19 protein-coding genes are annotated in these 25,082 nt (G+C 62.6%); 10 read left to right on the top strand and 9 right to left on the bottom strand.

Annotation, left to right across the window (positions count from 1 at the left end; genetic code table 11):
• Window positions 1–60 precede the first annotated feature (60 nt).
• From CFY91_RS13185 to CFY91_RS13170, 4 genes are read left to right on the top strand one after another with little or no spacing between them, the layout of a single operon-like run.
• Window positions 61–2,010, top strand: a complete 1,950-nt coding sequence (locus tag CFY91_RS13185) for an acetyl-CoA carboxylase biotin carboxylase subunit (protein WP_093986834.1) — start codon at window positions 61–63, stop codon at window positions 2,008–2,010.
• Between the two features lie 29 nt (window positions 2,011–2,039).
• Complete coding sequence (locus tag CFY91_RS13180) at window positions 2,040–2,948, top strand: hydroxymethylglutaryl-CoA lyase (protein ID WP_093986833.1); 909 nt, start codon at window positions 2,040–2,042, stop codon at window positions 2,946–2,948.
• 2 nt (window positions 2,949–2,950) lie between these two features.
• The gene (locus CFY91_RS13175; protein WP_093986832.1) at window positions 2,951–4,906 is read left to right on the top strand and encodes an acetoacetate--CoA ligase; all 1,956 of its coding nucleotides are present in this window, start codon (window positions 2,951–2,953) and stop codon (window positions 4,904–4,906) included.
• 56 nt (window positions 4,907–4,962) lie between these two features.
• Complete coding sequence (locus tag CFY91_RS13170) at window positions 4,963–5,241, top strand: peptidylprolyl isomerase (protein WP_093986831.1); 279 nt, start codon at window positions 4,963–4,965, stop codon at window positions 5,239–5,241.
• On the opposite strand, the gene CFY91_RS13165 is transcribed toward CFY91_RS13170, so the two are convergent.
• On the bottom strand, window positions 5,229–5,528 hold the full coding sequence (locus tag CFY91_RS13165) for a hypothetical protein (RefSeq protein ID WP_093986830.1): 300 nt from the start codon (window positions 5,526–5,528) through the stop codon (window positions 5,229–5,231). The two genes, CFY91_RS13170 and CFY91_RS13165, sit on opposite strands and share 13 nt — an antisense overlap.
• Window positions 5,529–5,911: 383 nt before the next feature.
• Here CFY91_RS13165 and CFY91_RS13160 point away from each other — a divergent pair, with 383 nt between their 5' ends.
• From CFY91_RS13160 to CFY91_RS13145, 4 genes are all read left to right on the top strand, one after another.
• Entirely contained in the window at window positions 5,912–6,853 is a 942-nt protein-coding gene (locus CFY91_RS13160; protein WP_093986829.1) for a triacylglycerol lipase, read from the top strand.
• A 74-nt stretch (window positions 6,854–6,927) separates the two neighbouring features.
• Complete coding sequence (locus tag CFY91_RS13155; protein ID WP_093986932.1) at window positions 6,928–7,977, top strand: lipase secretion chaperone; 1,050 nt, start codon at window positions 6,928–6,930, stop codon at window positions 7,975–7,977.
• 73 nt (window positions 7,978–8,050) lie between these two features.
• Window positions 8,051–8,887: a TatD family hydrolase gene (locus CFY91_RS13150; RefSeq protein ID WP_093986828.1), complete on the top strand. Its 837-nt coding sequence runs from the start codon at window positions 8,051–8,053 to the stop codon at window positions 8,885–8,887.
• A 69-nt stretch (window positions 8,888–8,956) separates the two neighbouring features.
• Entirely contained in the window at window positions 8,957–10,429 is a 1,473-nt protein-coding gene (locus CFY91_RS13145) for a methyl-accepting chemotaxis protein (protein ID WP_093986827.1), read from the top strand.
• Between the two features lie 37 nt (window positions 10,430–10,466).
• Here the strand turns inward: CFY91_RS13145 and CFY91_RS13140 are convergent, their stop codons facing one another.
• From CFY91_RS13140 to CFY91_RS13125, 4 genes are all read right to left on the bottom strand, one after another.
• The gene (locus CFY91_RS13140; protein WP_093986826.1) at window positions 10,467–11,264 is read right to left on the bottom strand and encodes an acyl-CoA thioesterase; all 798 of its coding nucleotides are present in this window, start codon (window positions 11,262–11,264) and stop codon (window positions 10,467–10,469) included.
• Window positions 11,265–11,368: 104 nt separating this feature from the next.
• On the bottom strand, window positions 11,369–13,357 hold the full coding sequence (locus CFY91_RS13135; protein ID WP_093986825.1) for a transglutaminase TgpA family protein: 1,989 nt from the start codon (window positions 13,355–13,357) through the stop codon (window positions 11,369–11,371).
• Complete coding sequence (locus CFY91_RS13130) at window positions 13,354–14,307, bottom strand: DUF58 domain-containing protein (protein WP_093986824.1); 954 nt, start codon at window positions 14,305–14,307, stop codon at window positions 13,354–13,356. Before CFY91_RS13130 ends, CFY91_RS13135 begins: the two co-directional genes overlap by 4 nt.
• Entirely contained in the window at window positions 14,307–15,224 is a 918-nt protein-coding gene (locus CFY91_RS13125) for an AAA family ATPase (RefSeq protein ID WP_093986823.1), read from the bottom strand. The genes CFY91_RS13130 and CFY91_RS13125 overlap by 1 nt, the downstream gene beginning before the upstream one ends.
• Window positions 15,225–15,401: 177 nt before the next feature.
• On the opposite strand from CFY91_RS13125, the gene CFY91_RS13120 reads away from it, so the two are divergent.
• Window positions 15,402–18,110, top strand: a complete 2,709-nt coding sequence (locus CFY91_RS13120; protein WP_093986822.1) for an HAD-IC family P-type ATPase — start codon at window positions 15,402–15,404, stop codon at window positions 18,108–18,110.
• Window positions 18,107–19,057 carry a patatin-like phospholipase family protein gene (locus CFY91_RS13115; RefSeq protein ID WP_093986821.1) on the top strand — a complete coding sequence of 317 codons (951 nt, stop codon included), beginning with the start codon at window positions 18,107–18,109 and terminating at the stop codon, window positions 19,055–19,057. The genes CFY91_RS13120 and CFY91_RS13115 overlap by 4 nt, the downstream gene beginning before the upstream one ends.
• A 67-nt stretch (window positions 19,058–19,124) precedes the next feature.
• Here CFY91_RS13115 and rpsA read toward each other — a convergent pair whose 3' ends face one another.
• The 4 genes from rpsA to hisC form a co-directional block, all read right to left on the bottom strand.
• Complete coding sequence (gene rpsA / locus CFY91_RS13110) at window positions 19,125–20,807, bottom strand: 30S ribosomal protein S1 (RefSeq protein WP_093986820.1); 1,683 nt, start codon at window positions 20,805–20,807, stop codon at window positions 19,125–19,127.
• Between the two features lie 136 nt (window positions 20,808–20,943).
• Entirely contained in the window at window positions 20,944–21,609 is a 666-nt protein-coding gene (cmk, locus tag CFY91_RS13105; protein ID WP_093986819.1) for a (d)CMP kinase, read from the bottom strand.
• Window positions 21,606–23,843, bottom strand: coding sequence for a bifunctional prephenate dehydrogenase/3-phosphoshikimate 1-carboxyvinyltransferase (locus CFY91_RS13100; protein ID WP_093986818.1), 2,238 nt, complete (start codon window positions 23,841–23,843; stop codon window positions 21,606–21,608). The genes cmk and CFY91_RS13100 overlap by 4 nt, the downstream gene beginning before the upstream one ends.
• A 10-nt stretch (window positions 23,844–23,853) precedes the next feature.
• A complete protein-coding gene (gene hisC, locus CFY91_RS13095; RefSeq protein ID WP_093986817.1) occupies window positions 23,854–24,966 on the bottom strand; it encodes a histidinol-phosphate transaminase in 1,113 nt (370 codons plus the stop codon).
• Window positions 24,967–25,082 lie beyond the last annotated feature (116 nt).

The raw sequence follows: 25,082 nt of genomic DNA, 5'->3' as shown, positions 1-25,082 counted from the left end.
GCACACCTTGCTCGGCAAAGCGCTGGATAAACGTTCAAACCTCCGGCAGGAGCCGCAAGCATGAGCCACACGCACATCGACACCCTGCTGGTGGCCAACCGCGGCGAAATCGCCTGCCGGGTGATGCGCACCGCCAAGGCCCTCGGCCTGCAGACCGTGGCCGTGCACAGCGCCATCGATACCCATGCACGGCATGTGCGCGAGGCCGACATGGCGGTGAACCTCGGCGGCGCCAAGCCGGCCGACAGCTACCTGCTGATCGACAAGATCATCGCCGCGGCCAAGGCCAGCGGCGCCCAGGCCATCCACCCGGGCTACGGCTTCCTCTCCGAGAACGCCGGCTTCGCCCGCGCCATCGAGGCCGCCGGACTGGTGTTCCTAGGTCCGCCCGCCTCCGCCATCGACGCCATGGGCAGCAAGTCCGCGGCCAAGGCGCTGATGGAAGATGCCGGCGTGCCCCTGGTGCCCGGATATCACGGCGAAGCCCAGGACGTGGAAACCTTCCGCGCAGCCGCCGAACGCATCGGCTACCCCGTATTGCTCAAGGCCGCCGCCGGTGGCGGTGGCAAGGGCATGAAGGTGGTCGAGCGCGAGAGCGAATTGGCCGAAACCCTGGAATCCGCCCAGCGCGAAGCCCAGTCGGCCTTCGGCGACTCGCGCATGCTGGTGGAGAAATACGTGCTGCAGCCGCGCCACGTGGAGATCCAGGTGTTCGCCGACAGCCACGGCAACTGCCTGTACCTCAACGAGCGCGACTGCTCGATCCAGCGCCGCCACCAGAAGGTGGTCGAAGAAGCCCCGGCGCCGGGCCTGAGCCCCGAGCTGCGCCGCGCCATGGGCGAGGCGGCGGTCAAGGCCGCCCAGGCCATCGGCTATGTGGGCGCCGGCACCGTCGAGTTCCTGCTGGATGCCCGCGGCCAGTTCTTCTTTATGGAAATGAACACCAGACTACAGGTGGAGCACCCGGTCACCGAGGCAATCACTGGCCTCGACCTGGTGGCCTGGCAGATTCGCGTGGCCCGTGGCGAAGCGCTGCCGATCAGCCAGGATCAGGTGCCGCTCAATGGCCACGCCATTGAAGTGCGCCTGTACGCCGAGGACACCGATAACGACTTCCTGCCCGCCTCCGGCGACCTCAAGCTGTATCGCGAACCGGCTGCCGGTGAAGGCTGCCGGGTGGATAGCGGCGTGGCCGAGGGCGATACCGTCTCGCCCTTCTACGACCCGATGCTGGCCAAGCTGGTCGCCTGGGGCGAGGACCGCGAGCAGGCCCGCCAGCGCCTGCTGGCCATGCTGGAAGAGACCGCCGTGGGTGGTTTCGCCAGCAACCTGCCGTTCCTGCGCCGCGTGCTGGCCCATCCGGCCTTCGCCGCTGCCGAGCTGGACACCGGTTTTATCGCCCGCCACCAGCAACAGCTGCTGCCGGCCACCATCGAGCTACCCGCCGAGTTCTGGCAACTGGCCAGCGAGGCCTGGCTGCACAGCGAGGCGCCGCGCCGTAGCCATGAGGACTATCACTCGCCCTGGGCTACCAGCAGCGGTTGGCGCTCCGGCCTGAGCGCGGAAACCGATGTGCACCTGCGCAGCGGCGAGCAGTGCCACACCGTGCACCTGCGAGGCCCCGCGCAATCGCGCCTGCTGGGCGAGCAGCTGTGGACCGAGCAGGATGGCCTGCGCCGCGCGCACCGGGCAATTCGCCAGGGCGATGCGCTCTATCTGGAATGGCAGGGGCGCCTGCATGAGGTACGCCGTGCCGACCTGATCGCCGAGGCCGAGGCCAGCCACGCCCAGCACGGCGGGCTGACGGCCCCGATGAACGGCAGTATCGTCCGCGTGCTGGTCGAAGCCGGCCAGGCCGTGGCAGCCGGCACCGCCCTGGTGGTGCTGGAGGCCATGAAGATGGAGCACAGCATCCGCGCGCCGCATGCCGGCACGGTCAAGGCACTGTACTGCGCCGAGGGCGACATGGTCGGCGAAGGCGCCGCCCTGGTAGAGCTGGAAGAGGCCTGAGGGCCACCTACGAAGCGAGAGAGAACACAATGAACCTGCCGCAACATGTCCGCCTGGTTGAAGTCGGCCCGCGCGACGGCCTGCAGAATGAGAAACAGCCGATCAGCGTGGCCGACAAAGTACGCCTGACCAACGACCTAAGCGCCGCCGGTCTGGGCTACATCGAGGTGGGCAGCTTCGTCTCGCCCAAGTGGGTGCCACAGATGGCCGGCAGCGCCGAGGTGTTCGCCGGCATCCAGCGTAAGCCGGGCGTGGTGTATGGCGCGCTGACGCCCAACCTCAAGGGCTTCGAGGCTGCCGTCGAGGCTGGGGTGAAGGAAGTGGCAGTGTTCGCCGCGGCCTCCGAGGCTTTCTCCCAGCGCAACATCAACTGCTCCATCGCCGAGAGTCTGGAGCGCTTCGTCCCAGTAATGGACGCGGCCAAGGCCCACGGCATAAGCGTGCGCGGCTATGTCTCCTGCGTGCTTGGCTGCCCCTATGAGGGCGAAATCGCACCCGAGCAGGTCGCTCCGGTAGCCCGCGAGCTGCTGGCCATGGGCTGCTACGAAGTCTCGCTGGGCGACACCATCGGCACTGGCACCGCCGGGCAGACTCGCCGCCTGTTCGACGTGGTCGGTCGTGATATCCCGCGCGCGAAGCTCGCCGGGCACTTCCACGACACCTACGGCCAGGCGCTGGCTAATATCTACGCCAGCCTGCTGGAAGGCATCGCCGTATTCGACAGTTCTGTCGCAGGTCTGGGCGGCTGCCCGTACGCCAAGGGCGCCACCGGCAACGTTGCCACCGAGGACGTGCTTTACCTGCTTAATGGCCTGGGCATCCACACCGGCATCGACATGGAGCAACTGATCGCCGCCGGCCAGCGCATCTGCGACGTGCTCGGCAAGCCCAACGGCTCACGCGTGGCCCGCGCCCGCCTCGGCTGTCAGGGAGTCTGAGCATGCACACCCCGCTCTGGGCTCCGTCCGCCGAACGCATTGCTGCCAGCCGCATGGATGCGTTCCGCCGCTTCGTCAACCAACGCCACGCCCTCCAGCTGGCCGACTACCCCGCCCTGCACGCCTGGAGCGTCGAGCAGCGCGCGGCGTTCTGGCAGGCCATCGTCGATTTCTTCGAAGTGCGTTTTACCCAGCAGCCCGAGGCGGTTCTGCGCGAAGGCCCAGCCATGCCCAGCGCGCACTGGTTCCCCGGCGCCACGCTGAACTTCGCCGAGCACCTGCTACGCCGCCGCGACGCGCATCCGGCGCTGATTGCCATTGGCGAGGACGGTTCGCGCGAGCAGCTCTCCTACGCCGAACTGGCCGCGCATGTCGCCGGTTTGCAGCAGAGCCTCAGGGCCGCCGGTGTTGGCGTGGGTGACCGCGTGGCCGCCTTTATGCCCAATACCTGGCAGACCGTGGTCGGCATGCTCGCCACCGCCAGCCTAGGCGCCACCTGGTCGTCCTGCTCACCGGACTTCGGCACCCAGGGCGTGATCGACCGCTTCGGCCAGATCGAACCCACTGTGCTGATCGCCGCCGCCGGCTATCGCTACGCCGGCAAGAACCTCAACCTGACCGGCAAACTCAACGAAATCCTCGAACGCCTGCCCTCGCTGCAGCAACTGGTGGTGGTGCCCTACTCCAACCCGGCGGCCAGGGCAGGCGACTTCCGCAGCGCCGCTCGCGTCAGCCTGTGGCAGGACTTCTACCAAGCCGGTGGTGAACCGCAGTTCACCCCGGTGTCCTTCGAGCAGCCGCTGTACATCCTCTATTCCAGCGGCACCACGGGCGTGCCCAAGTGCATCGTCCATGGTGTCGGTGGCACCCTGCTGCAACACGTCAAGGAACTGGGCCTGCACACCGACCTGACGGCCGACGACACCCTGTTCTACTACACCACCTGCGGCTGGATGATGTGGAACTGGCTGATCTCAGGGTTGGCGCTGGGCGCCAGCCTGGTGCTGTTCGACGGCTCGCCCTTCCACCCCTCGACCGAACGTCTGATCGACCTGATCGACGCCGAGAATATCTCCCTCTTCGGCACCAGCGCCAAATTCATCGCGGCGCTGGAAAAAGCCGGCGCCAAACCGCGCGAAACGCACAAGCTGAGCCACCTGAAGGCCATCCTCTCAACCGGCTCGCCGCTGGCCCACGAGAGCTTCGAGTACGTCTACCGCGACATCAAGGCCGACCTCTGCCTGTCCTCCATCTCCGGCGGCACCGACATCGTCTCCTGCTTCGCCCTCGGCAACCCGGTGTTGCCGGTATGGCGCGGCGAGCTGCAGTGCAAGGGCCTGGGCATGGACGTGCAGGTATGGAGCGATGAAGGCCGTCCGGTGACCGGCGAAAAAGGCGAGTTGGTCTGCGCCCGCCACTTCCCGTCGATGCCAGTGGGCTTCTGGAACGATGCGGCAGGCGAGAAATTCCACGCGGCCTACTTCGCCAGCTTCCCCGGCATCTGGGCCCATGGCGACTATGCCGAGATCACCAAACACGGCGGCCTGGTCATCCACGGTCGCTCCGACGCCGTGCTCAACCCCGGCGGCGTGCGCATCGGCACTGCCGAGATCTACCGCCAGGTGGAAAAGGTGCCGCAGGTGCTGGAGTCCATCGCCATCGGCCAGGACTGGGACGGAGACGTGCGCGTGGTGCTGTTCGTCCGTCTACGCGAAGGTGTCGTGCTGGATGACGCGCTGCAGGCCGCGATCCGCCAGGTGATCCGCAGTAACACCACGCCGCGCCATGTGCCGGCGAAGATCGTCCAGGTCGCCGACATCCCGCGCACCATCAGCGGCAAGATTGTCGAGCTGGCGGTGCGCAACGTAGTACACGGCCAACCTGTGAAAAATACCGACGCCCTGGCCAATCCACAGGCGCTGGAGTTGTTCCGTGATCTGCCTGCGCTACGCGACTGAGCAAATGCGCGCGTGCGCAGGCAAAATAGCCTTTTGACCATTACGAGAGTCCCTCCATGGCCAAGGCAATGGCACGCCACATCCTGCTCAAGACGGAAGCTGAAGCAGCCGCCTTGAAAAAACGCATCGCCGCTGGCGAAGCCTTCGACATGCTGGCGCGCAAATACTCATTATGTCCGTCCGGCAAGCGCGGTGGCGACCTGGGCGAAGTTCGCCCTGGGCAAATGGTCCGTGCGGTGGATCAGGTGATCTTCAAAAAGGCTCTGCGCGAGGTGCATGGCCCGGTAAAAAGCAGCTTCGGCTATCACCTGATCCAGGTCTTCTACCGGGACTGATCGACACACCGCAGGATCACCCCCTGGCGTGCCACTCGCAACAGTTCCACCAGCCAGTCGCCTGGAGCCGCCGTGCTGCGTACCGCGGCAAAGTGATAGTGATCATCCGGCTGGCCAAGCAGTTGCTGCCAGTTATCCAGGCTATCGAGCTTTGGTGCCGACACGGCACGACTCCATTGTGCCAGCTGGGCCAGTTGCAGGTCTGGGCTGAGGAGAACGCGTGGCAGCTCGGCACGGCAAGCCTGGGTGATCGCGCTCAGGCGCAAAATGCGGGGATGTGGGGACATGCTGGATACTCCGCCTCGTTGCTGCAGCTGGGCAGCGGTGCGAGGCAACACCGGGGCCAGCGCTTTAGCGGAATTTGTTACCGGCAATCTGGGCCGGCGGCGCCCCGCAAGTAGCTGACTAAATCGGCGCGCAGCCATCTTACCCCTGCGCCCGCTGCTTTTCAGCAAAAAATCCGGCCTTCTGCTACCGCACGCGATACGGCGGTTGCCATCGGTAACACCAGCTCCCCTCAAGGCTTGTATCTGCGGAAGGTACAGCCCGTCGCAGAGCCTTTGCCAACCATGGCACGTTTCCTGCTATTTGCTGGCAGTCGTACGCCACCAGGACGGTGCGCGAGCTGGCGCAGGGAAAGCCCTTTCTGCCTATTCAATCGAGAGCACAGATGAACAAGAACAAGACCCTGCTCGCCCTCTGCCTGGGTGCCGGCCTGTTGGCCTCCGCACCGAGCCATGCCTTTCTGTTTGGCTCCAGTGGCTACACCAAAACCAAGTACCCTATCGTGCTGACTCACGGCATGCTGGGTTTCGACAGCATTCTGGGTGTCGACTACTGGTATGGCATTCCGTCGGCCCTGCGTCGCGACGGCGCCCAGGTGTACATCACCGAGGTCAGCCAGCTGGATACCTCCGAGGCCCGGGGTGAACAGCTGCTGCGCCAGGTCGAGGAAATTGCCGCGATCAGCGGCAAGGGCAAGGTCAACCTGGTCGGCCACAGCCATGGCGGCCCGACCATTCGCTATGTGGCAGCCATTCGCCCGGACCTGGTCGCCTCTGTTACCAGCGTCGGCGCACCACACAAGGGTTCCGATACCGCCGATTTCATTCGTCAGGTACCTCCGGGATCGGCGGGTGAAACCCTGCTGGCCGGGATCGTCAATGGCCTCGGCGCGATGATCAACTTCCTCTCCGGCAGCTCCAGCACAACCCCGCAGAATGCACTGGGCAGCCTGGAGTCGCTCAACAGCGAAGGCGCGGCACGCTTCAATGCCAAGTTCCCGCAAGGCCTGCCGACCACCGCCTGTGGCGAAGGGGCCTACAAGGTCAATGGCGTGAGCTACTACTCGTGGAGTGGCACCAGCCCGCTGACCAACGTGCTCGACCCAAGCGATCTGTTAATGGGCGTCAGCTCGCTGACCTTCAAGGATGCAAACGATGGCCTGGTAGGCCGTTGCAGCTCGCGCCTGGGCATGGTCATCCGTGACAACTACCGGATGAACCACCTCGACGAGGTCAACCAGTTCATTGGCCTGACCAGCCTGTTCGAGACCAGCCCGGTCACCGTGTACCGGCAACAGGCCAATCGCCTGAAGAACGCCGGCCTCTAGGTCAGTAGTCGATCTGTAACCCCATGGCCAGCGGCTGTTCGCATCCGCTGGCCATGTTGTTTGTGGAGTCACCCGTGAAGAAATACCTGCTGTTGGCGCCGCTGAGCTTTGTGCTGGTACTGACCTGGCTGCAATGGCGTCAGCCTTCCCCCACGCCGCAGGCTGAAGCACCTGCGAGTTCGTCTGCACAGACTACCGCCACGCCAGCGCTGGCCTTGAGCGAGCCCTCCAGCGATAGCCCGCGCCAGACGCTAGCCAAACCTCGCCAGGCATTGCCTGCGTCGTTCCGTGGCACGGAGATTGACGGGGGGTTCACGCTGGATGCCGCCGGCAACCTGCTACCCGGCGAGGACGTTCGCCAGCTGTTCGACTATTTCCTGGCAGCCATGGGTGAAGACAGCCTGCCCGTGACGCTGCAACGCTTGCGTGACTATATTCGTGACAGCCTCGATGAGCCTGCCCGCAGCCAGGCGCTGGCTGTGCTTGAACAGTACCTGCAGTACAAGCAGCAACTGGTTGAGCTGGAAGGCAACTGGCCGCAACTGCCTGACCTGCAAGCCATGCTGCAACGCGAGCGCGCGGTACAGGCCCTGCGTGCACGGCTCTTCGATCCACAGTGGCATCAGGCGTTCTTCCAGAACGAGGAAGGACTCAATCATTTCACCCTGCAACGCATGGCCATTCAGCGCGACAGCAGCCTGAGTCCCGCGCAACGCGCAGCGGCCATCGATGAACTGCGCGCCGGGCTGCCGGAAAGCGTGCAGGAAGGACTGCTGCCACAATTGCACAGCGAGCTGCGTACGCAGACCCAGTTGTTGCTAGAGTCCGGCGGTGATAGTCGGCAACTGCGCGAGCTTCGCCAACAGCTGGTCGGCGCCGAAGCCACCGCACGGCTAGAAGCACTCGATCAGCAACGCCAAGAATGGCAAAGCCGCCTAGAGCAGTATCTCCAGGACAAACAGGCACTCCTCGACAACCAGGGGCTGAGCGAACAGGCGCGTGCCGAAGCCATTGAGCAACTGGCGGCAGAGCGCTTCAGTGAACAGGAGCGCCTGCGCCTGAGCGGCGCGCAGCAATTGCTCGAAGAACAACGCCGTAGCCGCGAACAAGCCTCCGGCTCATGATGGCAGATTGCTCTGCGACAATTTTTAGGCGCCAACTTTTGTTATGCTGCCAGCCATTTCTTCAGGAGGCTGCATGCAACTGGTCGATATCGGGGTCAACCTGACCCATCCCAGCTTTGCCGGTGATCGCCAGGCGCTTCTGCAGCGTGCCCAGGCAGCAGGTGTCGAACAGCTGGTACTGACGGGCACCAGCCTTGCAGACAACGAACAGGCACATGCACTGTGCCTGGAGCTGGATGACACAGCCAGCCGGCTGTTCTGCACCGCCGGGATTCATCCGCACTACAGCGCGCAATGGCAGCCTTCCCAGGCCGCACAGCTGGCCGAGCAACTCAGCCAGCCTCGCGTGCGGGCTGTGGGCGAATGCGGCCTGGATTTCTATCGCGACCTCGCTCCCCGTCCCCAGCAGGAAGCAGCACTCTGTGCCCAACTGGAGCTGGCCGCCAACCTGGGCCTACCGGTTTTCCTGCATGAGCGTGATGCCTCGGTACGCCTGCTGGCTATACTGCGTGACTACCGTGACCAGCTGAGGGCGGCGGTTGTCCATTGTTTTACCGGTGATCGCCAGAGTCTGTATGGCTACCTGGACATGGACCTGCATATCGGCATTACCGGCTGGCTGTGCGATGAACGACGGGGGCTTGAGCTGCAGGGGCTGGTTGCAGATATTCCCGAACAACGCCTGATGGTGGAAAGCGATGCCCCCTACCTGGTGCCCCGTTCGCTGCATCTCAAGCCCAGGCCACAACGTAACGAACCCGCCTACCTGGTTGAAACCCTCACCACCCTGGCTGGCTTGCGAGGTGTATCGGTTGCCCAGCTAGCCAGTACAACCAGCCGGGTTGCGCGTGATTTTTTTACCCTGCCCGAGCCTCAAGAAGCTGCCTGGCAGGCCGTTAAATATGACTGACCACTCAACTCTGGCGGCGGGCAGAGCGGTTGCAGACCGACTGCCGGCACAACATAAGAAGAGCATCCCATGAGCGACTGGATTCGCGATCTTTCCCTGCGCTACAAGTTCTGGGCGGTCAATGCCGTCGTCTTCTTCATCACTCTGCTGCTGGTGCTGTTTGCCATGCACCTGGAACAGGATGCCCGCCAGCAACAAGCCAGACAGGCCGCTGAACAGCAAGCCGTGTTGCTGGCCGCCTGGCCCGCCGGGCAAACGCCACCTAGCGGGGCATGGTTCAGCTGGAAGGAAGGTGAAACACCACCACGCCTGAGCCACAGCCTATCCGCCAACGCACGCGGCTGGGTGGCCATTGCCCACAACCCGTTGTTTGATGAGCCAATGCTCAGTGGCGTGGTGGTGACCTCAGGCAACGAAGGCCTGCGTTACGCGGTACCTGCCTACAGCAGTAGCCTCTGGCAAGTGTTTTGTGATCGCTTCTTCGCCTATGCAGGCGCCGTGCTGATCCTCATGCTGATGCTGCTGGGCGCCTCGCAGATGCTCATCCAGTTCATCCTGAAGAGCCTGCACAAGCTCAAGGATGTCATGCTGCACGTCGAACAGACCGGTGACCTATCGGCGCGCGCGCCCATGCGCGGCCGTGATGAGGTAGGCCAGATGGCGTCGGCCTTCAATGCCATGCAGACCTGCTACCAGCGTGTGGTGGGCACTGTAGCCAGCGCAGCACGCGATCTGGATCAGGGCACGACACGCCTGGCCAGCAGCATGGCGCAGGTTCGCCAAGGCATGCTGGGACAGCAGAGTGAAACCGATCAGGCCGCCACGGCCATCAACGAAATGTCCACCACCGTGCACCATATCGCCCAGCATGCCGCCGATACCCGCGACCGCTCGCAGCAGGCCGACCAATTAGCTGGCGCAGGCCGCCAGGTCGTTGGACGGGTCAGCAAATCGATTGCCGAACTCTCGAACGGCGTACAGCAAACCGCAGAGATGATCGGCAAGCTGGCCGAAGACAGCCAGCGCATCAGCAGCGTAGTCAGCGTGATTCATGGCATCGCCGAGCAAACCAATCTGCTGGCCTTGAATGCAGCCATCGAAGCCGCGCGCGCCGGGGAAATGGGCCGGGGCTTTGCCGTAGTAGCCGACGAAGTCCGCAACCTGGCCAAACGCGTACAGGACTCGACTGACGAAATCACCCAGATGATCAATGCCCTGCAAAGCGGCACCCGTGATGCCGTGGAATTCATGCAGGAAAGCTCTTACAAGGCCGATGGCTGCGTACAACAGGCCGAGGAAGCCAGCCAGGCGCTCACGGCCATCGCCGAAGCGGTTGCGCAGATGCGGGAGAGCAACACACAGATTGCCGTGGCCGCCGAACAACAAAGCCAGGTTGCCGAGGAAATGACTCGCTCAGTGATCGGTATTCGCGATGTCACCGAACAAACCGTTGGTCAAACCCTCGACTCCGCAGCCATCAGCGACCAACTGGCTGGCCTGGCCAGCGACTTGGCAAAAGCCATTCAACAGCTCAAGTTATGAGATATGGCCAGACTGCTCAGGCAGCCTGGCCAATCATTCAGGCAAACACCGTCACCGTCTGTCGACTGATGGCCACTTGCCGGCCCTGACTGTCCCACAAACCCGCCGCTACATGGCCATAGCCATCGGCGGCGTGCTCGATGGTTGCCAGGTAGGCAAAACGGCTATTTGCTGCACAGACCTGCAAGGGCTGCATGAACTCGATGGTCCAGGTTAGCGAACTGCCGGCAGCCGGTGCCTTCAAGTGTGGCAGCAAGGCCGGCGGCCAGGCATCCACCAGCCCCAGCAGATGGCACTCATCCAGACGTTGATCGGCCAGTTGCACGTCAGCAAAACTGACCCAACCGCCCATTTCCCGTGAAAGATTGCCGCTGAAAGGCAGGCCACCCACCGCCCAGCGCATGTCGAAATGCTGGGTGAAATTAGGCGTGATGCCAGGCAACCAGGGCATGCGCTGGCAGACTTCAGCCGTTTTGAAAGACGGCGCTGGTAGCCCAGCAACCTGTACCTGCGAAAGGCGTGAGGCCCCAAAACTGCCCTGCATCAGCGCTACCACCTGTCCATCCTGGCTGGCCCGCGCCAGCAACTGGCTGACGGCGCGCCCCTCGCGCAGCAGTTCGACGTCGATCTGCACACCCTGCCCCAGCGCTGCCGGAGCAATGAAGCTGATCGACAAGGCACGCAGACAGCGCTCCACCGGCACCTGCTGACGCATGGCATCCAGCAGTAGCGCGGCCATCATGCCGCCAAACAGCGTACGCCCTTGCCCCCAGTCCTCCGGCAGCCCGGCGAGCTGCCCAGTGCGCTGGGCGTCAAGTAGTTCCTGGAAGTTCATACCGGCTCCTCGCCTGACTGCTGGAACGGCGATACTAGTGACCTGCCAGACAAATTCAAAGCATGCAGTTCCGCCGACGGGCCAGACAGCGCTGCCCTGCCCCGCTAGCGTGACCAGGGCCATCGCCGCATACGCCGGCGCAGCTGCACATAGGCCTGCCGCAGTGCGGACAGATCACCCCGCTCGGCATACTGCAACTGCTCGTAGTAGCGACTGAACGCCTCGATAGCCGTGGCCTGCTCCGGCAGCTTACGCGCCGCGCGACGGGCATAGGCGCGGATGCCCTCGCCCGGCTGGCGGGGCAATCCATGCTGAGCCAGCAATCGTTCATAACACAGCAACAGGCGTTGCGCGGGCGTGCCTCGTTGCTGCCAGGGTTTGAACAGCCACAGGGTCAGCACACCCATGACCAGCACAGCCAGGCCCGCCAACCAGCTCGCTAGTCGCCAGCCATCCAGTTGTCCCAACCAGCGCTGCAGGAAAGCCAGTTGCTGCTCTTCCTGGTATCCCAGCACCCAGCGCTGCCAGCCATGGTTGATACTTTCCCAGTGCAGGCGCAGCTGATTGAGCCAGGGCCGGTCGCGATAACGCAACGGCGAGAGCAGCTCGCCTTCCAGGAAACTGCCCTCCTCGGCGACCGCATCCTGCAGGCTCATCTCGATACGCTGCGGCGCCACCTGATAGGTGGGGTCGACGCTGCGCCAGCCCTGCCCCGGACGCCAGTATTCCACCCAGGCATGGGCATCGAACTGGCGTACCTGCAGATAACTGCCCTGCGGATTGAATTCGCCACCCTGATAGCCTGCCACCACCCGCGCCGGAATACCCGCGGCGCGCAGCACCAGCGTCATGGCACCGGCATAGTGGGCACAAAAACCTCGGCGCTGATCGAAAAGGAATTCGTCGACGGCCTCCTCGCCATAGCTGGGAGGTCGCAGGGTGTAAACGAATGGCTGGCGATTGAACTCCTCCAGCAGATACGCCACCAGCTGTTCGTCGTCAGCGAAGCGTGCTCGCAACTCGTTGCCCCAGGCCCGCGCACGCGGATTACCCTGGGCAGGCAGGCGTAGTGAGGCACGCAGATTGCTTGGTGCGGCTTCGGCTTCGCGAACGGCCTCGGGCCAGGAAGTCAATTGATAGCTGAATAACTGATCGACGGGTCGCCGTCGCTGCAGATAGAACCCTTGCTGCATGTCCACCCGAGGGATGGCGTGTTGCGGTGTATCCAGGCTGAACAGCCAAGGCTGGCCCGTGGGCTGCATGATCACGCTGTAACTCAAGGATTCGCCCTGCGGCTGCCAGCTCGGCGCCACCTGCCCGGAAAAAGCACTGTCGCGCCGTGACCAGCGCCGACCGTCGAAGTGCTCCAGGGTCAGGCCACGCCAATAAAGCTGCTCACGGGGCGGCAAGGGCCCCTCGAACGTGACACGGAAGGCCAGTTCGCTGGAGCGACTGAGCTCAACCATGTCATAAGGGCTCATGCTCTCTGCCAACCCGGTGACGCCGCGCTCCTTGGCCACCGGCAGGCTCCACAGCGGTGCGATGCGCGGAAACAGCAGGAACATCAGCAGCATCAGCGGTAGTGCCTGCAGCAACAGGCTACTGGCCGTGCGTAAACTATGCCGGGTACCCAGCGTACCAGCAGGACGCTGCAAGGCGATCAACGCGGTCAGCAGTGCGCTGACCGGCAACAGGCTGTATAACGCCGCCAGCAGGCTGCTATCGAACAGGTAATAGGTCAGCACCACGAAGAAGCCGAGGAAGATCAGCACCAGGCCATCCCGCCGGCTGTGCATTTCCACCAGTTTGAGAATGAATGCGGCGACCAGCAGCACCACACCGGCTTCCAGACCAACCAGACTACCCCGCGACAGGTACACCGCGCTCCCCGCCAACAGCAACAGCAAGAGCTTGGCCGCCGTCTTGGGTGCTGGCAGGCGCATGCGGACAATCTGGATACGCCAGCCTAGACAGAACAGCCAGAGTGCGAGGATCCACAGCGGCACATGTAGTAGGTGCGGAATGATCGCCAAAGCTTGTGCCAGCAGCAGCCAGGTCAGCGCATGGCGCGTGAGCATCGGGCTATTGCTCATGCGGCCTTCCCATACAAAGCCAGTGCCTGCAGACACTGTTCGCGATGTTGGGCGCCACTGCCCGTCGTAATCTCCAGTCCCCCCAGGCGCAGCGCAAAGGGCTGCTGCTGGGCACTGAGCTGCAGCACCCAATGGCACAACTGACTCAGACGGCTTTCCAGATCACCCTGCATAACCGCTAGGTCAAGACACCAGTCATGCCCGGCCAAGGCCTGAAACTGTCGAACCTGCAGGCCCTGGCCACGCGAATAGGCCTTCCAGTCCAGGCGCTGCAAGGCATCGCCTGGCTGGTAGGCGCGCAAACCAGCGAAGTCATCAACACCCTCAGCACGGGCACGTCGTCCGTCCAGCTCCTCGGCCTGCTGCCCCGCTGCCAGCGGTGGTAGCGTACAGCTCAGCGGAGCCGGATAGACCAGCACACGCTGCTGCAGATCCAGCCAACTCCAGGCCACCAACAGGCCCAGCGGATAGCGACTTTCCACGCGCAGACGCGGTGCCAGCAGCCAGCCGCGCCGGCTCGCCGGCAGGCTCAGGCGACACTCCGCCTGGCCATCGCCAGGCACGTCCAGGCATTCCAGGGCATCCGCCGACCAGCCCAGCGCAATAGCCAGCCTGGCGCGCTGCGGGCTATGCAACTGCACAGTAAAAGCGGCCTGTTCGCCTGAGAAAACTGCGCTGTTATTGCTGGCACTCAGCTGCAGGCCCGCCAGGTTGCGGTAGGTATGCAGGATCGCTACGACAAACAGTGCGCCGAGCAGAAAGGTCAGCGCATAGGCCATGCTGTTCTGGTAATTGATCGCCGCCAGCAGCATGACCAGCAAGGTGACCGCGAAGGTCACCCCGGCAGCACTTGGCAGGATGAAAATCCGTCGCTGGTTTAGCTCCAGCTGGCGCGCCGCCGGTATGCGCCGATCCAGCCAGCCGCGCTGTAGCCATCCACTGTGGTACATCAAAGCACCGGCACTTCACGCAGCAGCCATTGCACCAACCCATGGCCGCTCTGCCCACTGCCATCACTGGCCTCGCGCAGACGGTGTCCGGCTACCGCGGGCAATACCGCCTGTACATCCTCGGGAATCACATAATCACGCTGTTCCAGCAGTGCCCAGGCCTTGGCTGCATTCAGTAATGCCAGGCTGCCACGCGGCGACAGCCCCCAGGCGAACTGCGTGTGACTGCGGGTAGCCTGGGCCAGGCGCAGCACGTAATCGACCAGTGCATCGCTGGCGCGAATCTGTGGTACCAGTGCCTGCAACTGGGCCAGACGGGCATGGTCAAGCAACGGCTCCAGGCGCGGCAACAAGGCGCGTCGCTGCTCGCCGAGCAGCAGCGCCTTTTCTGCCGCCAGCGACGGATAGCCAAGTGACAGGCGCATGAGAAAACGATCGAGCTGCGATTCGGGCAAGGCGAATGTGCCACTCTGGGTCACCGGGTTCTGCGTGGCGATGACGAAAAAAGGATCGGGTAACGGGCGGGTCTGCCCCTCGATACTGACCTGCCCTTCTTCCATGGCTTCCAGCAAGGCGCTCTGGCTTTTCGGTGTGGCTCGGTTGATCTCGTCAGCCAATACCAGCTCGGCAAAGATCGGCCCGGGATGAAAGACAAAGGCACTGCTCTGGCGATCAAATACCGAAGTACCCAGGATGTCCCCCGGCAACAGGTCGGAGGTGAACTGGATGCGTTGATAACTCAGCCCAAGCACCCGTGCCAGCGCCTGGCTGAGGGTCGTTTTGCCCATGCCGGGCAGGTCCTCAAGGAGCAGATGACCACGTGCCAGCAGACAGGCCAACGCCAGGCGAACCTGGGTCTGCTTGCCCAGCAATACCTGATTGATCGCCTGCTGACAGGCTTGCAGCGTATCGTGCATGAACAGTCTCCTCGTCCTGATAGGCACATGCTAAGTCGCTGCAGCCGACGGCGGTAGCTCCGTGACATGTTTACTTACCAGATGCGCTCGCCCTGCACGGCTGTTTATTGATTTATGCCCGGTGCGGCAGGCAGTCTGTCATCCAGGATGAAACGCATCATTCATGCAGGAGGCCTTATGCAAACGCATCATGACACCCCAGCCTGGCATGCTCTGGACGGTGCAAGTTGTCTGCAGCAGCTGGACAGCCAGTCCAACGGGCTGACGGCCGAACAGGTGCGGCAACGCGTTCAGCAGTATGGCCCCAACAGTCTGCCGTCGGCTCCTCCGCCACCGGCCTGGCGCCGTTTTCTGCGCCAGATGCAGAACACCCTGATCTATGTCCTGCTAGGTTGTGCCGGCCTGACGCTGCTGCTCGGCCACTGGCTGGACAGCCTGGTGATCCTCGGCGTAGTCCTGATCAATGCACTGGTCGGTTTCATTCAGGAAGGCCGCGCCGAGCAGGCCATGCGCGCCATTGCCGGCCTGCTCAGCCTGCACTGCCGGGTACGCCGTGAACACGGCTTGCAAGAGCTGCCCGCCGAACAACTGGTACCCGGTGACATCGTCCTGCTCGAAGAAGGCGATCGCGTACCGGCCGACCTGCGCCTGCTCAACTGCCGCGACCTGCGCATCGAAGAAGCGGCCTTGACCGGCGAATCGCTTCCCGCTGACAAGCAAAGCGAGCCAGTGAGCAGCAGCGCCGTACTGGCCGACCGGCAAAGCATGGCCTACTCCGGCTGCCTGGTCAGCGCGGGGAGTGGTTACGGGGTCGTGGTCGCCACCGGACAGGCTACCGAACTCGGGCGCATCAGCCACCTGCTGCAACAGGTTGAGGTACTTCAAACGCCGCTACTACGCGACATGGCACGTTTTGCCCGGCAGCTCAGCCTGGTCATTCTCGTATTGGCGGCGGCTACCCTGGCCTTCGGATTTCTACTGCGCGACTACAGTAGCGCGGAACTGCTCATGGCCAGCGTGAGCCTCGCAGTGGCGGCGATTCCCGAAGGACTGCCCGCCGTATTGACCATTATCCTGGCTCTGGGCGTACAGCGCATGGCCCGCGAGCGGGCGATCATCTGTCGGCTGCCTGCCGTGGAGAGCCTTGGTGCCGTGACCGTGATCTGCTCGGACAAGACCGGCACCCTCACTCGCAACGAAATGACCGTACAACACCTGTTCTGTGCCACCGCGCACTATCAGGTCGAGGGCATTGGCTATGCCCCCTACGGTGCGCTGTGCAACGCTTGCGGCGAAACGCTGGCACAAATCCCCGCTGAGGTGCTGCAACTGGCACGCGCCGGGTTGCTGGCCAACCATGGCACTTTGTACCGCGACCAGGACACCTGGCAGATCAGCGGCGATCCTACCGAGGCCGCGCTGCTCACCCTGGCCGGCAAGTTGGGCCTGGACAGTAGCGCCGAGCATGCCGAACAGCCGCGCGTGGACAGCCTGCCTTTCAGCAGCGAACGCCGTTGCACCGCCAGCTTGCATCACGACCATCACGGCAATGGCTACCTGTACTGGATCGGCGCGCCGGAACGCCTGCTGGAAGTAGCTGACCAACAATGGCAGGACGCCCAGGCGCGCCCTATCGACCATAACTACTGGCAAGACTGCCTGCATCAGGGTGCCAGCATGGGCCTGCGCATGCTCGGCATCGGTATGCGCAGGATGCCGGCTGATAAGCAGCAACTCGACTATGCCGACATCGAGGCGCAGTTCATCCTGCTCGGACTGGTTGGCCTGCAGGACCCGCCCCGCGAGGAGGCTATACGCGCCATTGCCGCCTGCCACAGCGCCGGCATCGCGGTGAAGATGATCACTGGCGACCATGTCGCCACGGCTACAGCCATCGCGGCACGTCTGGGCCTGGTCGGTACGCGCGCACTGACCGGGGCGCAACTTGATGAGCTCGACGATCCGGCCTTGGATGCCTGCCTGGACGAAACAGCTGTATTTGCCCGCACCACTCCCGAGCACAAGCTCCGCCTGGTACAGCGCCTGCAAGCCTGTGGCGCACGGGTGGCCATGACTGGCGATGGCGTCAATGACGCACCCGCCCTCAAACGAGCCGACATTGGTATCGCCATGGGCATAAAGGGTACCGAAGCGGCCAAGTCAGCGGCACAGATGGTCCTCGCCGATGACAACTTCGCCACCCTGGAGCGTGCCGTTGCTCAGGGCCGTGCCGTGTATGACAACCTGAAGAAGTCCATTCTGTTCATTCTGCCGACCAATGGCGGGCAGGCCATGGTCATGCTTAGCGCCATCCTGCTAGGGCTACAACTGCCCATCACTCCCTTACAAATTCTCTGGGTAAACATGGTCACCGCCGTAACCCTCGCCCTGGCCCTGGCCTTTGAGCCGGCAGAAGCCGGGCTTATGCAGCGTCCGCCACGCGACCCTCGTCAGCCTTTACTCTCCGGCCTGCTGCTATGGCGCATTGTTTTCGTTTCGCTCTTGCTGACCGGCGCATGCCTCGGGCTGTTCCTCTACAGCCAGCAATTGGGCTGGAGCCTGGAGGCCAGCCGCAGCCTGGCAGTCAATGCTCTGGTGCTGGGTGAAATGGGCTATCTGTTCAGTACGCGACGCCTGCATGGTGTGGCCAACTTCGCCTGGCGCGACAACCCCATGGCCTGGACAATGGTTGGCATACTGCTTGTCCTGCAACTGGCCTTCATCGAGCTAGCCTGGCTGCAGCAGCTGTTCGCCACGCAAAGCATCGGCTGGCAAGGCTGGCTGTACTGCCTGCCCGTAGCCGTCTTGATCTGCCTGCTCAGCGAACTGGAAAAATACCTGCTGCGCCGCTGGCAGCTTTCATCTATCCACAAGGAAACCCCATGAGCCAACGTGTTGCCCTGGTACTGGGTTCGGGTGGCGCCCGTGGCTATGCGCACATCGGCGTCATCGAAGAACTGCTGGCCCGCGGCTATCAGATTGACTGCATCGCCGGCTGCTCAATGGGCGCAGTAGTCGGCGGCATCTATGCGGCCGGAAAACTCGACGAGTACCGCCGGTGGTGCGAAAGCCTTGATTATCTGGACGTCCTGCGCCTGCTTGATGTGAGCTTTCGCCTTGGCGCCATTCGCGGTGAAAAGATCTTCGGCAAGATTCGCGACATCCTCGGTGAAATCAGCATTGAGGAACTGCCCATTCCCTTCACGGCGGTAGCCACCGACCTGAGCAATCAGCAGGAAATCTGGTTCCAGGAAGGCTGCCTGCATCAGGCCATGCGCGCTTCGGCAGCCATTCCCAGCCTGTTCAGCCCCGTCGTGCAAGGCTCTCGCATGTTGGTCGATGGTGGTCTGCTCAATCCACTGCCGATCATTCCGGTGGTCTCCAGCCATTGCGATCTGATCATTGCGGTGAACCTCAACGGCGATAATCACCGGCACTACAGCCTGCCGCAAATCGAACGACCTGCAGCCCTCAAACAACGCCTGGATCAGCTGATGGGCAGCCTGGGTGAACGCTTACCCTTCCTGCGCCGCAGTAGCGAACTGGAACTGCCTGACGAGCCAGCCACCCCGCGCGCCGCACGCTCGGCCAGTGGCTCGCAGGTTTCCGAGATCAACGGGCCGGCTTCCCTGCTGGAGCTGGTCAATCAGAGCTTTGAGGTCATGCAAAGCTCGCTGGCGCAGTACAAGATTGCCGGTTATCCACCAGACCTGCTGATCAACGTACCCAAACGCGTTTGCCGTTTCTTTGAGTTCTACAAAGCCCCGGAGCTGATCCAGCTGGGACGACAGATTGCCCGCGACAGCCTCGAGCAATTTGAAAGGCAGGGCTGACAGCGTTCAGCCTGCACTGAAATGCAAAAGGGCGACCGAAGTCGCCCTTTTGCTGGAAACACAGAACTTAGTTCTGGTTGCCCATCTGGGCACGGATCAGATCACCAATGGTGGTCGGACCAGTGCTCTCAGCTTCCTGCTTGTTACGCAGCTCTTTCATCGCGTCCTTCTCGTCTTCGACGTCTTTGGACTTGACGGACAGGCTGATAACGCGGGACTTGCGATCAACGCTGATGATCTTGGCTTCAACTTCGTCGCCTTCCTTCAGCACGTTGCGCGCGTCTTCAACGCGATCACGGCTGATTTCAGAAGCTTTGAGCACGCCTTCGATCTCGTCAGCCAGGGTGATGATGGCACCCTTGGCATCTACTTCCTTGACTACGCCGCGGACAATGCTGCCCTTGTCGTTGAGGGAAACGTAGTTGCTGAACGGATCATCTTCCAGCTGCTTGATGCCCAGGGAGATACGCTCACGCTCCGGGTCAACAGACAGGATGACGGTTTCCAGCTCGTCGCCTTTCTTGAAGCGACGCACGGCTTCTTCGCCGGCTTCGTTCCAGGAGATGTCGGACAGGTGAACCAGACCATCGATGCCGCCGTCCAAGCCGATGAAGATACCGAAATCGGTGATCGACTTGATGGTGCCGGAGATCTTGTCGCCCTTGTTGAACTGGCCAGAGAAGTCTTCCCAAGGATTGGACTTGCACTGCTTGATACCCAGAGAGATACGACGACGCTCTTCGTCGATGTCGAGAACCTGAACTTCCACTTCGTCGCCAACCTGAACGACTTTCGACGGGTGAATGTTCTTGTTGGTCCAATCCATCTCGGATACGTGCACCAGGCCTTCGACACCCTCTTCCAGCTCGGCGAAGCAGCCGTAATCGGTGAGGTTGGTGACGCGAGCGGTAACGCGGGTCCCTTCCGGATAACGGGCCTTGATGGCAACCCACGGATCTTCGCCCAGTTGCTTCAGACCCAGCGATACGCGGTTGCGCTCGCGATCGAACTTCAGCACCTTGACATCGATCTCGTCGCCAACGTTGACGATTTCCGACGGATGCTTGATACGCTTCCAGGCCATGTCGGTGATGTGCAGCAGACCATCGACGCCACCCAGGTCAACGAACGCACCGTAGTCGGTGAGGTTCTTGACGATACCTTTGACTTGCTGGCCTTCCTGCAGGTTTTCCAGCAGGGCTTCGCGCTCGGCGCTGTTCTCGGCTTCCAGCACGCTGCGACGGGAAACGACAACGTTGTTGCGCTTCTGGTCGAGCTTGATGACCTTGAACTCCAGCTCTTTGCCTTCCAGGTGAGTGGTATCACGCACCGGACGAACATCAACCAGCGAACCCGGCAGGAAGGCACGGATGCCATTGACGTCAACGGTGAAGCCACCCTTGACCTTGCCGTTGATGACGCCCTTGACCACTTCTTCAGCAGCGAAGGCCGCTTCCAGAACAATCCAGGATTCCGCGCGCTTGGCTTTTTCGCGGGACAGCTTGGTTTCACCGAAGCCATCTTCAACCGCGTCCAGTGCAACGTGGACCTCGTCACCTACCTTGATGGTCAGCTCGCCCTGTTCGTTATAGAACTGCTCGACCGGGATGACGCCCTCGGACTTCAGACCGGCATGGACGGTGACCCAGTCACCATCGATGTCGACCACGATGCCGGTGATGATGGCGCCCGGCTGCATGTCGAGGGTTTTCAGGCTTTCTTCAAAAAGTTCTGCAAAGCTTTCGCTCATGTTGATTCCTGTTGATCAAGGGCAGGCTATCTGCCCAAACCACATTCCAGACAATGTGGGTTCGTTCACGTAAAAACGCCATGCAGGACGATGACTGGACTCCTGGCACAACGTTTGCGACCACGCCTGTGGTCTTTCAATCCAGTAAGTCGCGCTGGGCGGCTTCCTGGAGAATTCGTTCCAGCACTTCCTCGATGGACATTTCCGTCGAGTCCAGCTGAATTGCATCGACTGCCGGCTTGAGCGGAGCAACCGCACGATTCATGTCCCGGTCATCCCGCGCCTGAATCTCTTCTAGCAGACTCGGCAGGCTAACATCTTCACCCTTGGCTTTCAACTGCAGGTAACGGCGACGCGCCCGCTCTTCCGCGCTGGCGGTAAGAAAAATCTTCAGCGGCGCATCGGGAAACACCACCGTGCCCATATCACGCCCGTCGGCCACCAGGCCAGGCGCCTCTCGAAATGCCCGTTGGCGCTGCAGCAAGGCATCCCGCACAGCCGGCAGGGCAGCCACTTGCGACGCCCCGGCGCCGACCTGCTCATTGCGAATGCGCTCGGTAACGCTTTCCCCTTCCAGAATGATCCCGCCGGCAACGAACTGCACATCGAGATTGGCCGCCAGCATCGCCAGCGCCGCTTCATTGTCCAGGGCAATTCCATGCTTGCCGGCGGCATAGGCCAGCAGCCGATAGAGGGCGCCGGAGTCCAGCAACCGCCAACCCAGACGCGCCGCCAGCAGACCAGCCAGCGTGCCTTTGCCCGAGCCGCTCGGCCCGTCGATGGCAATAACCTGGGCCGTCATGCCTTACCCTCTTGCGCCACGCGCATACCCACCTGCTGACACAGCACCAGGAAGTTGGGAAAAGAGGTGGCGACATTCGCGCAATCATGGATGCGGATCACGCCATCGGCGCGCAACGCAGCCACACTGAAAGACATGGCGATACGGTGGTCGCCATGCGCCCAGACCTCACCACCCGCCAGTCGCCCGCCATCGATGATGATGCCATCCGGTGTCGGCTGGACCTGCGCCCCTAGGGCCTGCAGACCATCGGCCATGACCTGAATGCGGTCAGACTCCTTGACGCGCAGCTCCTCTGCACCGCGCAGCACGGTACGACCCTCGGCGTAAGCGGCGGCAATGAACAGCACGGGGAACTCGTCGATGGCCAGCGGCACCAGATCCTCAGGAATATCGATACCCTTGAGTTGCGCGGAACGCACGCGAATATCCGCCACCGGCTCGCCGCCGACTTCGCGCAGGTTTTCCAGGCTGATATCGGCACCCATCAACTTGAGGATATCGATCACCCCGGTGCGTGTCGGGTTGATACCGACATGCTCCAGCAGCACATCCGCATCTTCGGCAATACTGGCGGCAACCAGGAAGAACGCCGCCGAGGAAATATCCGCCGGCACTTCGATATGGCAAGCCGTCAACTTGTGACCGGAAGCCACGCGCGCCGTGTTGCCCTCGACAGACACCGGATAGCCGAAACCACGCAGCATCCGCTCGGTATGATCGCGGGTTGGTGCAGGCTCGCTGACCGAGGTGCTGTCGGCGGCATACAGGCCCGCCAGCAGCAGGCAGGATTTCACCTGGGCACTGGCCATGGGCATTTCGTAGTCCATGCCGGTCAGACGCTGGCCGCCACGAATGGTCAATGGCGGGCGACCTTCCGGCCCGGTCTCGATCACTGCACCCATGGCACGCAGCGGTTTAGCCACACGATTCATCGGGCGCTTGGACAACGACGCATCCCCCGTCAGTGTGCTATCAAAAGGCTGCGCGGCCAGCAAACCGGCCAGCAGGCGCATCGACGTACCCGAGTTACCCAGATAGAGCGGCCCAGGTGGCGCTTGCAAACCGTGCAGGCCGACGCCGTGAATGGTTACCCGACCATGGTGCGGCCCCTCGATAACCACCCCCATGTCACGAAAGGCCTGCAGGGTAGCCAGGGCATCTTCACCCTCGAGGAAACCCTCGACTTCGGTAGTCCCCTCGGCAAGCGAGCCGAGCATGATCGAACGGTGCGAGATGGACTTGTCGCCAGGAACCCGGATACGGCCCTTGACGCTACCACCCGGCTGGGCAAGAAAGATCAGATCATTGTTATGCATGGCGTCCACATAGGCCCGACGGGCCAGGATTTTACTGAAATGTTCACGGGCTACCCGGGCACGGGTAAACACCCCGAGCAGGTGATGACCATCACCCTCGGCAACGGCTTCGCGCAGAGCATCCAGGTCATCACGGAAAGCGTCCAGGGTGCGCAGTACGGCATCACGGTTGGCAATGAAGATGTCGTGCCACATCACCGGATCACTGCCGGCAATACGGGTAAAGTCTCGGAAGCCTCCCGCGGCATAGCGGAAGATCTCCAGGTTTTCGCTGCGCTTGGCCAGCGAATCAACCAGGGTAAAGGCCAGCATGTGCGGCAGATGACTGGTGGCTGCCAGTACCTGGTCATGGTGCTCGATATCCATGTGTTCGACATCGGCACCCAGCTCGCGCCACAGCAGGTCGATGCGCGCCAACGCCGCAGCATCCGTCTCCGCCAGCGGGGTCAGGATCACTTTGTGGCGACGAAACAGATCGGCCTTGGCCGCCTCCACCCCACTCTGTTCGGAACCGGCAATCGGATGTCCCGGCACCAGGCGCGCCAGGCGCCCCTCCAGCACACGACGCGCGGCACGCACCACGCTGCCCTTGGCACTGCCCACATCGGTCAGCACCGCATCACCGAGGTCCAGCTGCGCTAGTTGTCCGAGCAGTTTCTCCATCGCCAGGATAGGCACAGCCAGCTGAATTACGTCCGCCCCCTGACAGGCCTTGGCCAGGTCGCTTTCGCAGCGGTCGACCACGCCCTGCTGCACGGCCAGCTGGCAGGACTGTGCATCCAGGTCGACACCCACCACTTCGAAGAACAGCCCACGCTCACGTAGCCCCTTGGCGAAGGAACCACCAATGAGTCCCAGGCCGATCACCACCAGACGGCCAAACAGCGGCGGGCCGGATTGCCGCGAGGAAAGCATTGCACGCGAATCAGACACCCTGCAGCACCTCGCCCAGCGCCTGCAGGAAGCGCGCATTCTCGGCCTGGGTGCCGATGGAAATACGCAGGAAATTCGCCAACCCATAACCAGCCAACGGCCTGACGATCACGCCCTTGTGCAACAGCGCCTGGTTGATCGGTGCCGCATCGCGGCCCAGATCGAGGGTAATGAAATTACCCCGCGAGCTTATCCAGCGCAGGCCAAGTGCGCTAAAACCCGCTTCCAGTTGTTGCATGCCGGCATCGTTGAGTGCACGACTGGCAGCCAGGTACTGCTCATCAGCAAGGGCCGCGCAGGCCACATCCAATGCCAGGCTGTTGACATTGAACGGCTGGCGTACGCGGTTGAGCACTTCGGCCACCTGCGCTGAAGAAAGCGCGTAACCGACCCGTAAGGCAGCCAGGCCGTAGGCCTTGGAGAAAGTGCGGGAAACGATGAGGTTGGCATAGCGCGCCAGGTAATCCAGGCCATCGGGCAGGTCGCTGGCACTGGCGTATTCGATATAGGCCTCATCCAGCACCACCAGCACGTGCTCAGGCACCGCGGCGAGGAATGCCTCCAAAGCCTCGGCCGAGAACCAGGTCCCGGTCGGGTTGTTAGGATTGGCCAGGAACACCACCCGGGTATTGCCATCGATCGCCGCCAGCATGGCCGGCAGATCATGACCATAGTCACGCGCCGGCACGCAGCGTGCTTCGGCACCGGCAGCCTGCGTGGCAATCGGATAGACGGCAAAGGCGTACTGACTGAATACCGCATTGCGCCCTGGCGCCAACCAGGCACGCGCTACCAGCTCCAGTACATCATTGGAGCCGTTGCCCAGCGTGACCTGTTCCGGGCGTACCCGGCAACGCTCAGCCAGCGCCTGCTTGAGCACGAACCCACTGCCATCGGGGTAGCGCGTCAGCTCTGCCAAGCTGGCCTGCACCGCGGCCAGCACTTTGGGGCTGGGGCCCAGTGGGTTCTCGTTACTGGCCAGCTTGACGATACCGGCCGGGTCGAGATTTAGCTCACGGGCCAGTTCATCCACCGGCTTGCCAGGCACATAGGGGGAGAGTTTTTGCACCCCCGGCACAGCCAGGGCGAGGAAATCGCAACTCATTTTCAGCTCCAACTGGCTTCACCAGTCGCAGGGGGCTATAGGCTGAGCGATCAGCGCTCTAGCCCGCCCTAGTTCATCGGCACATCCGTACCGCTTTTGTCGTCTAGCCTTCAGCC

Source organism: Pseudomonas fluvialis (assembly GCF_002234375.1).
GTDB classification, from domain to species: Bacteria; Pseudomonadota; Gammaproteobacteria; order Pseudomonadales; family Pseudomonadaceae; genus Aquipseudomonas; species Aquipseudomonas fluvialis.
This window is presented reverse-complemented; position numbering and strand designations above follow the sequence as displayed.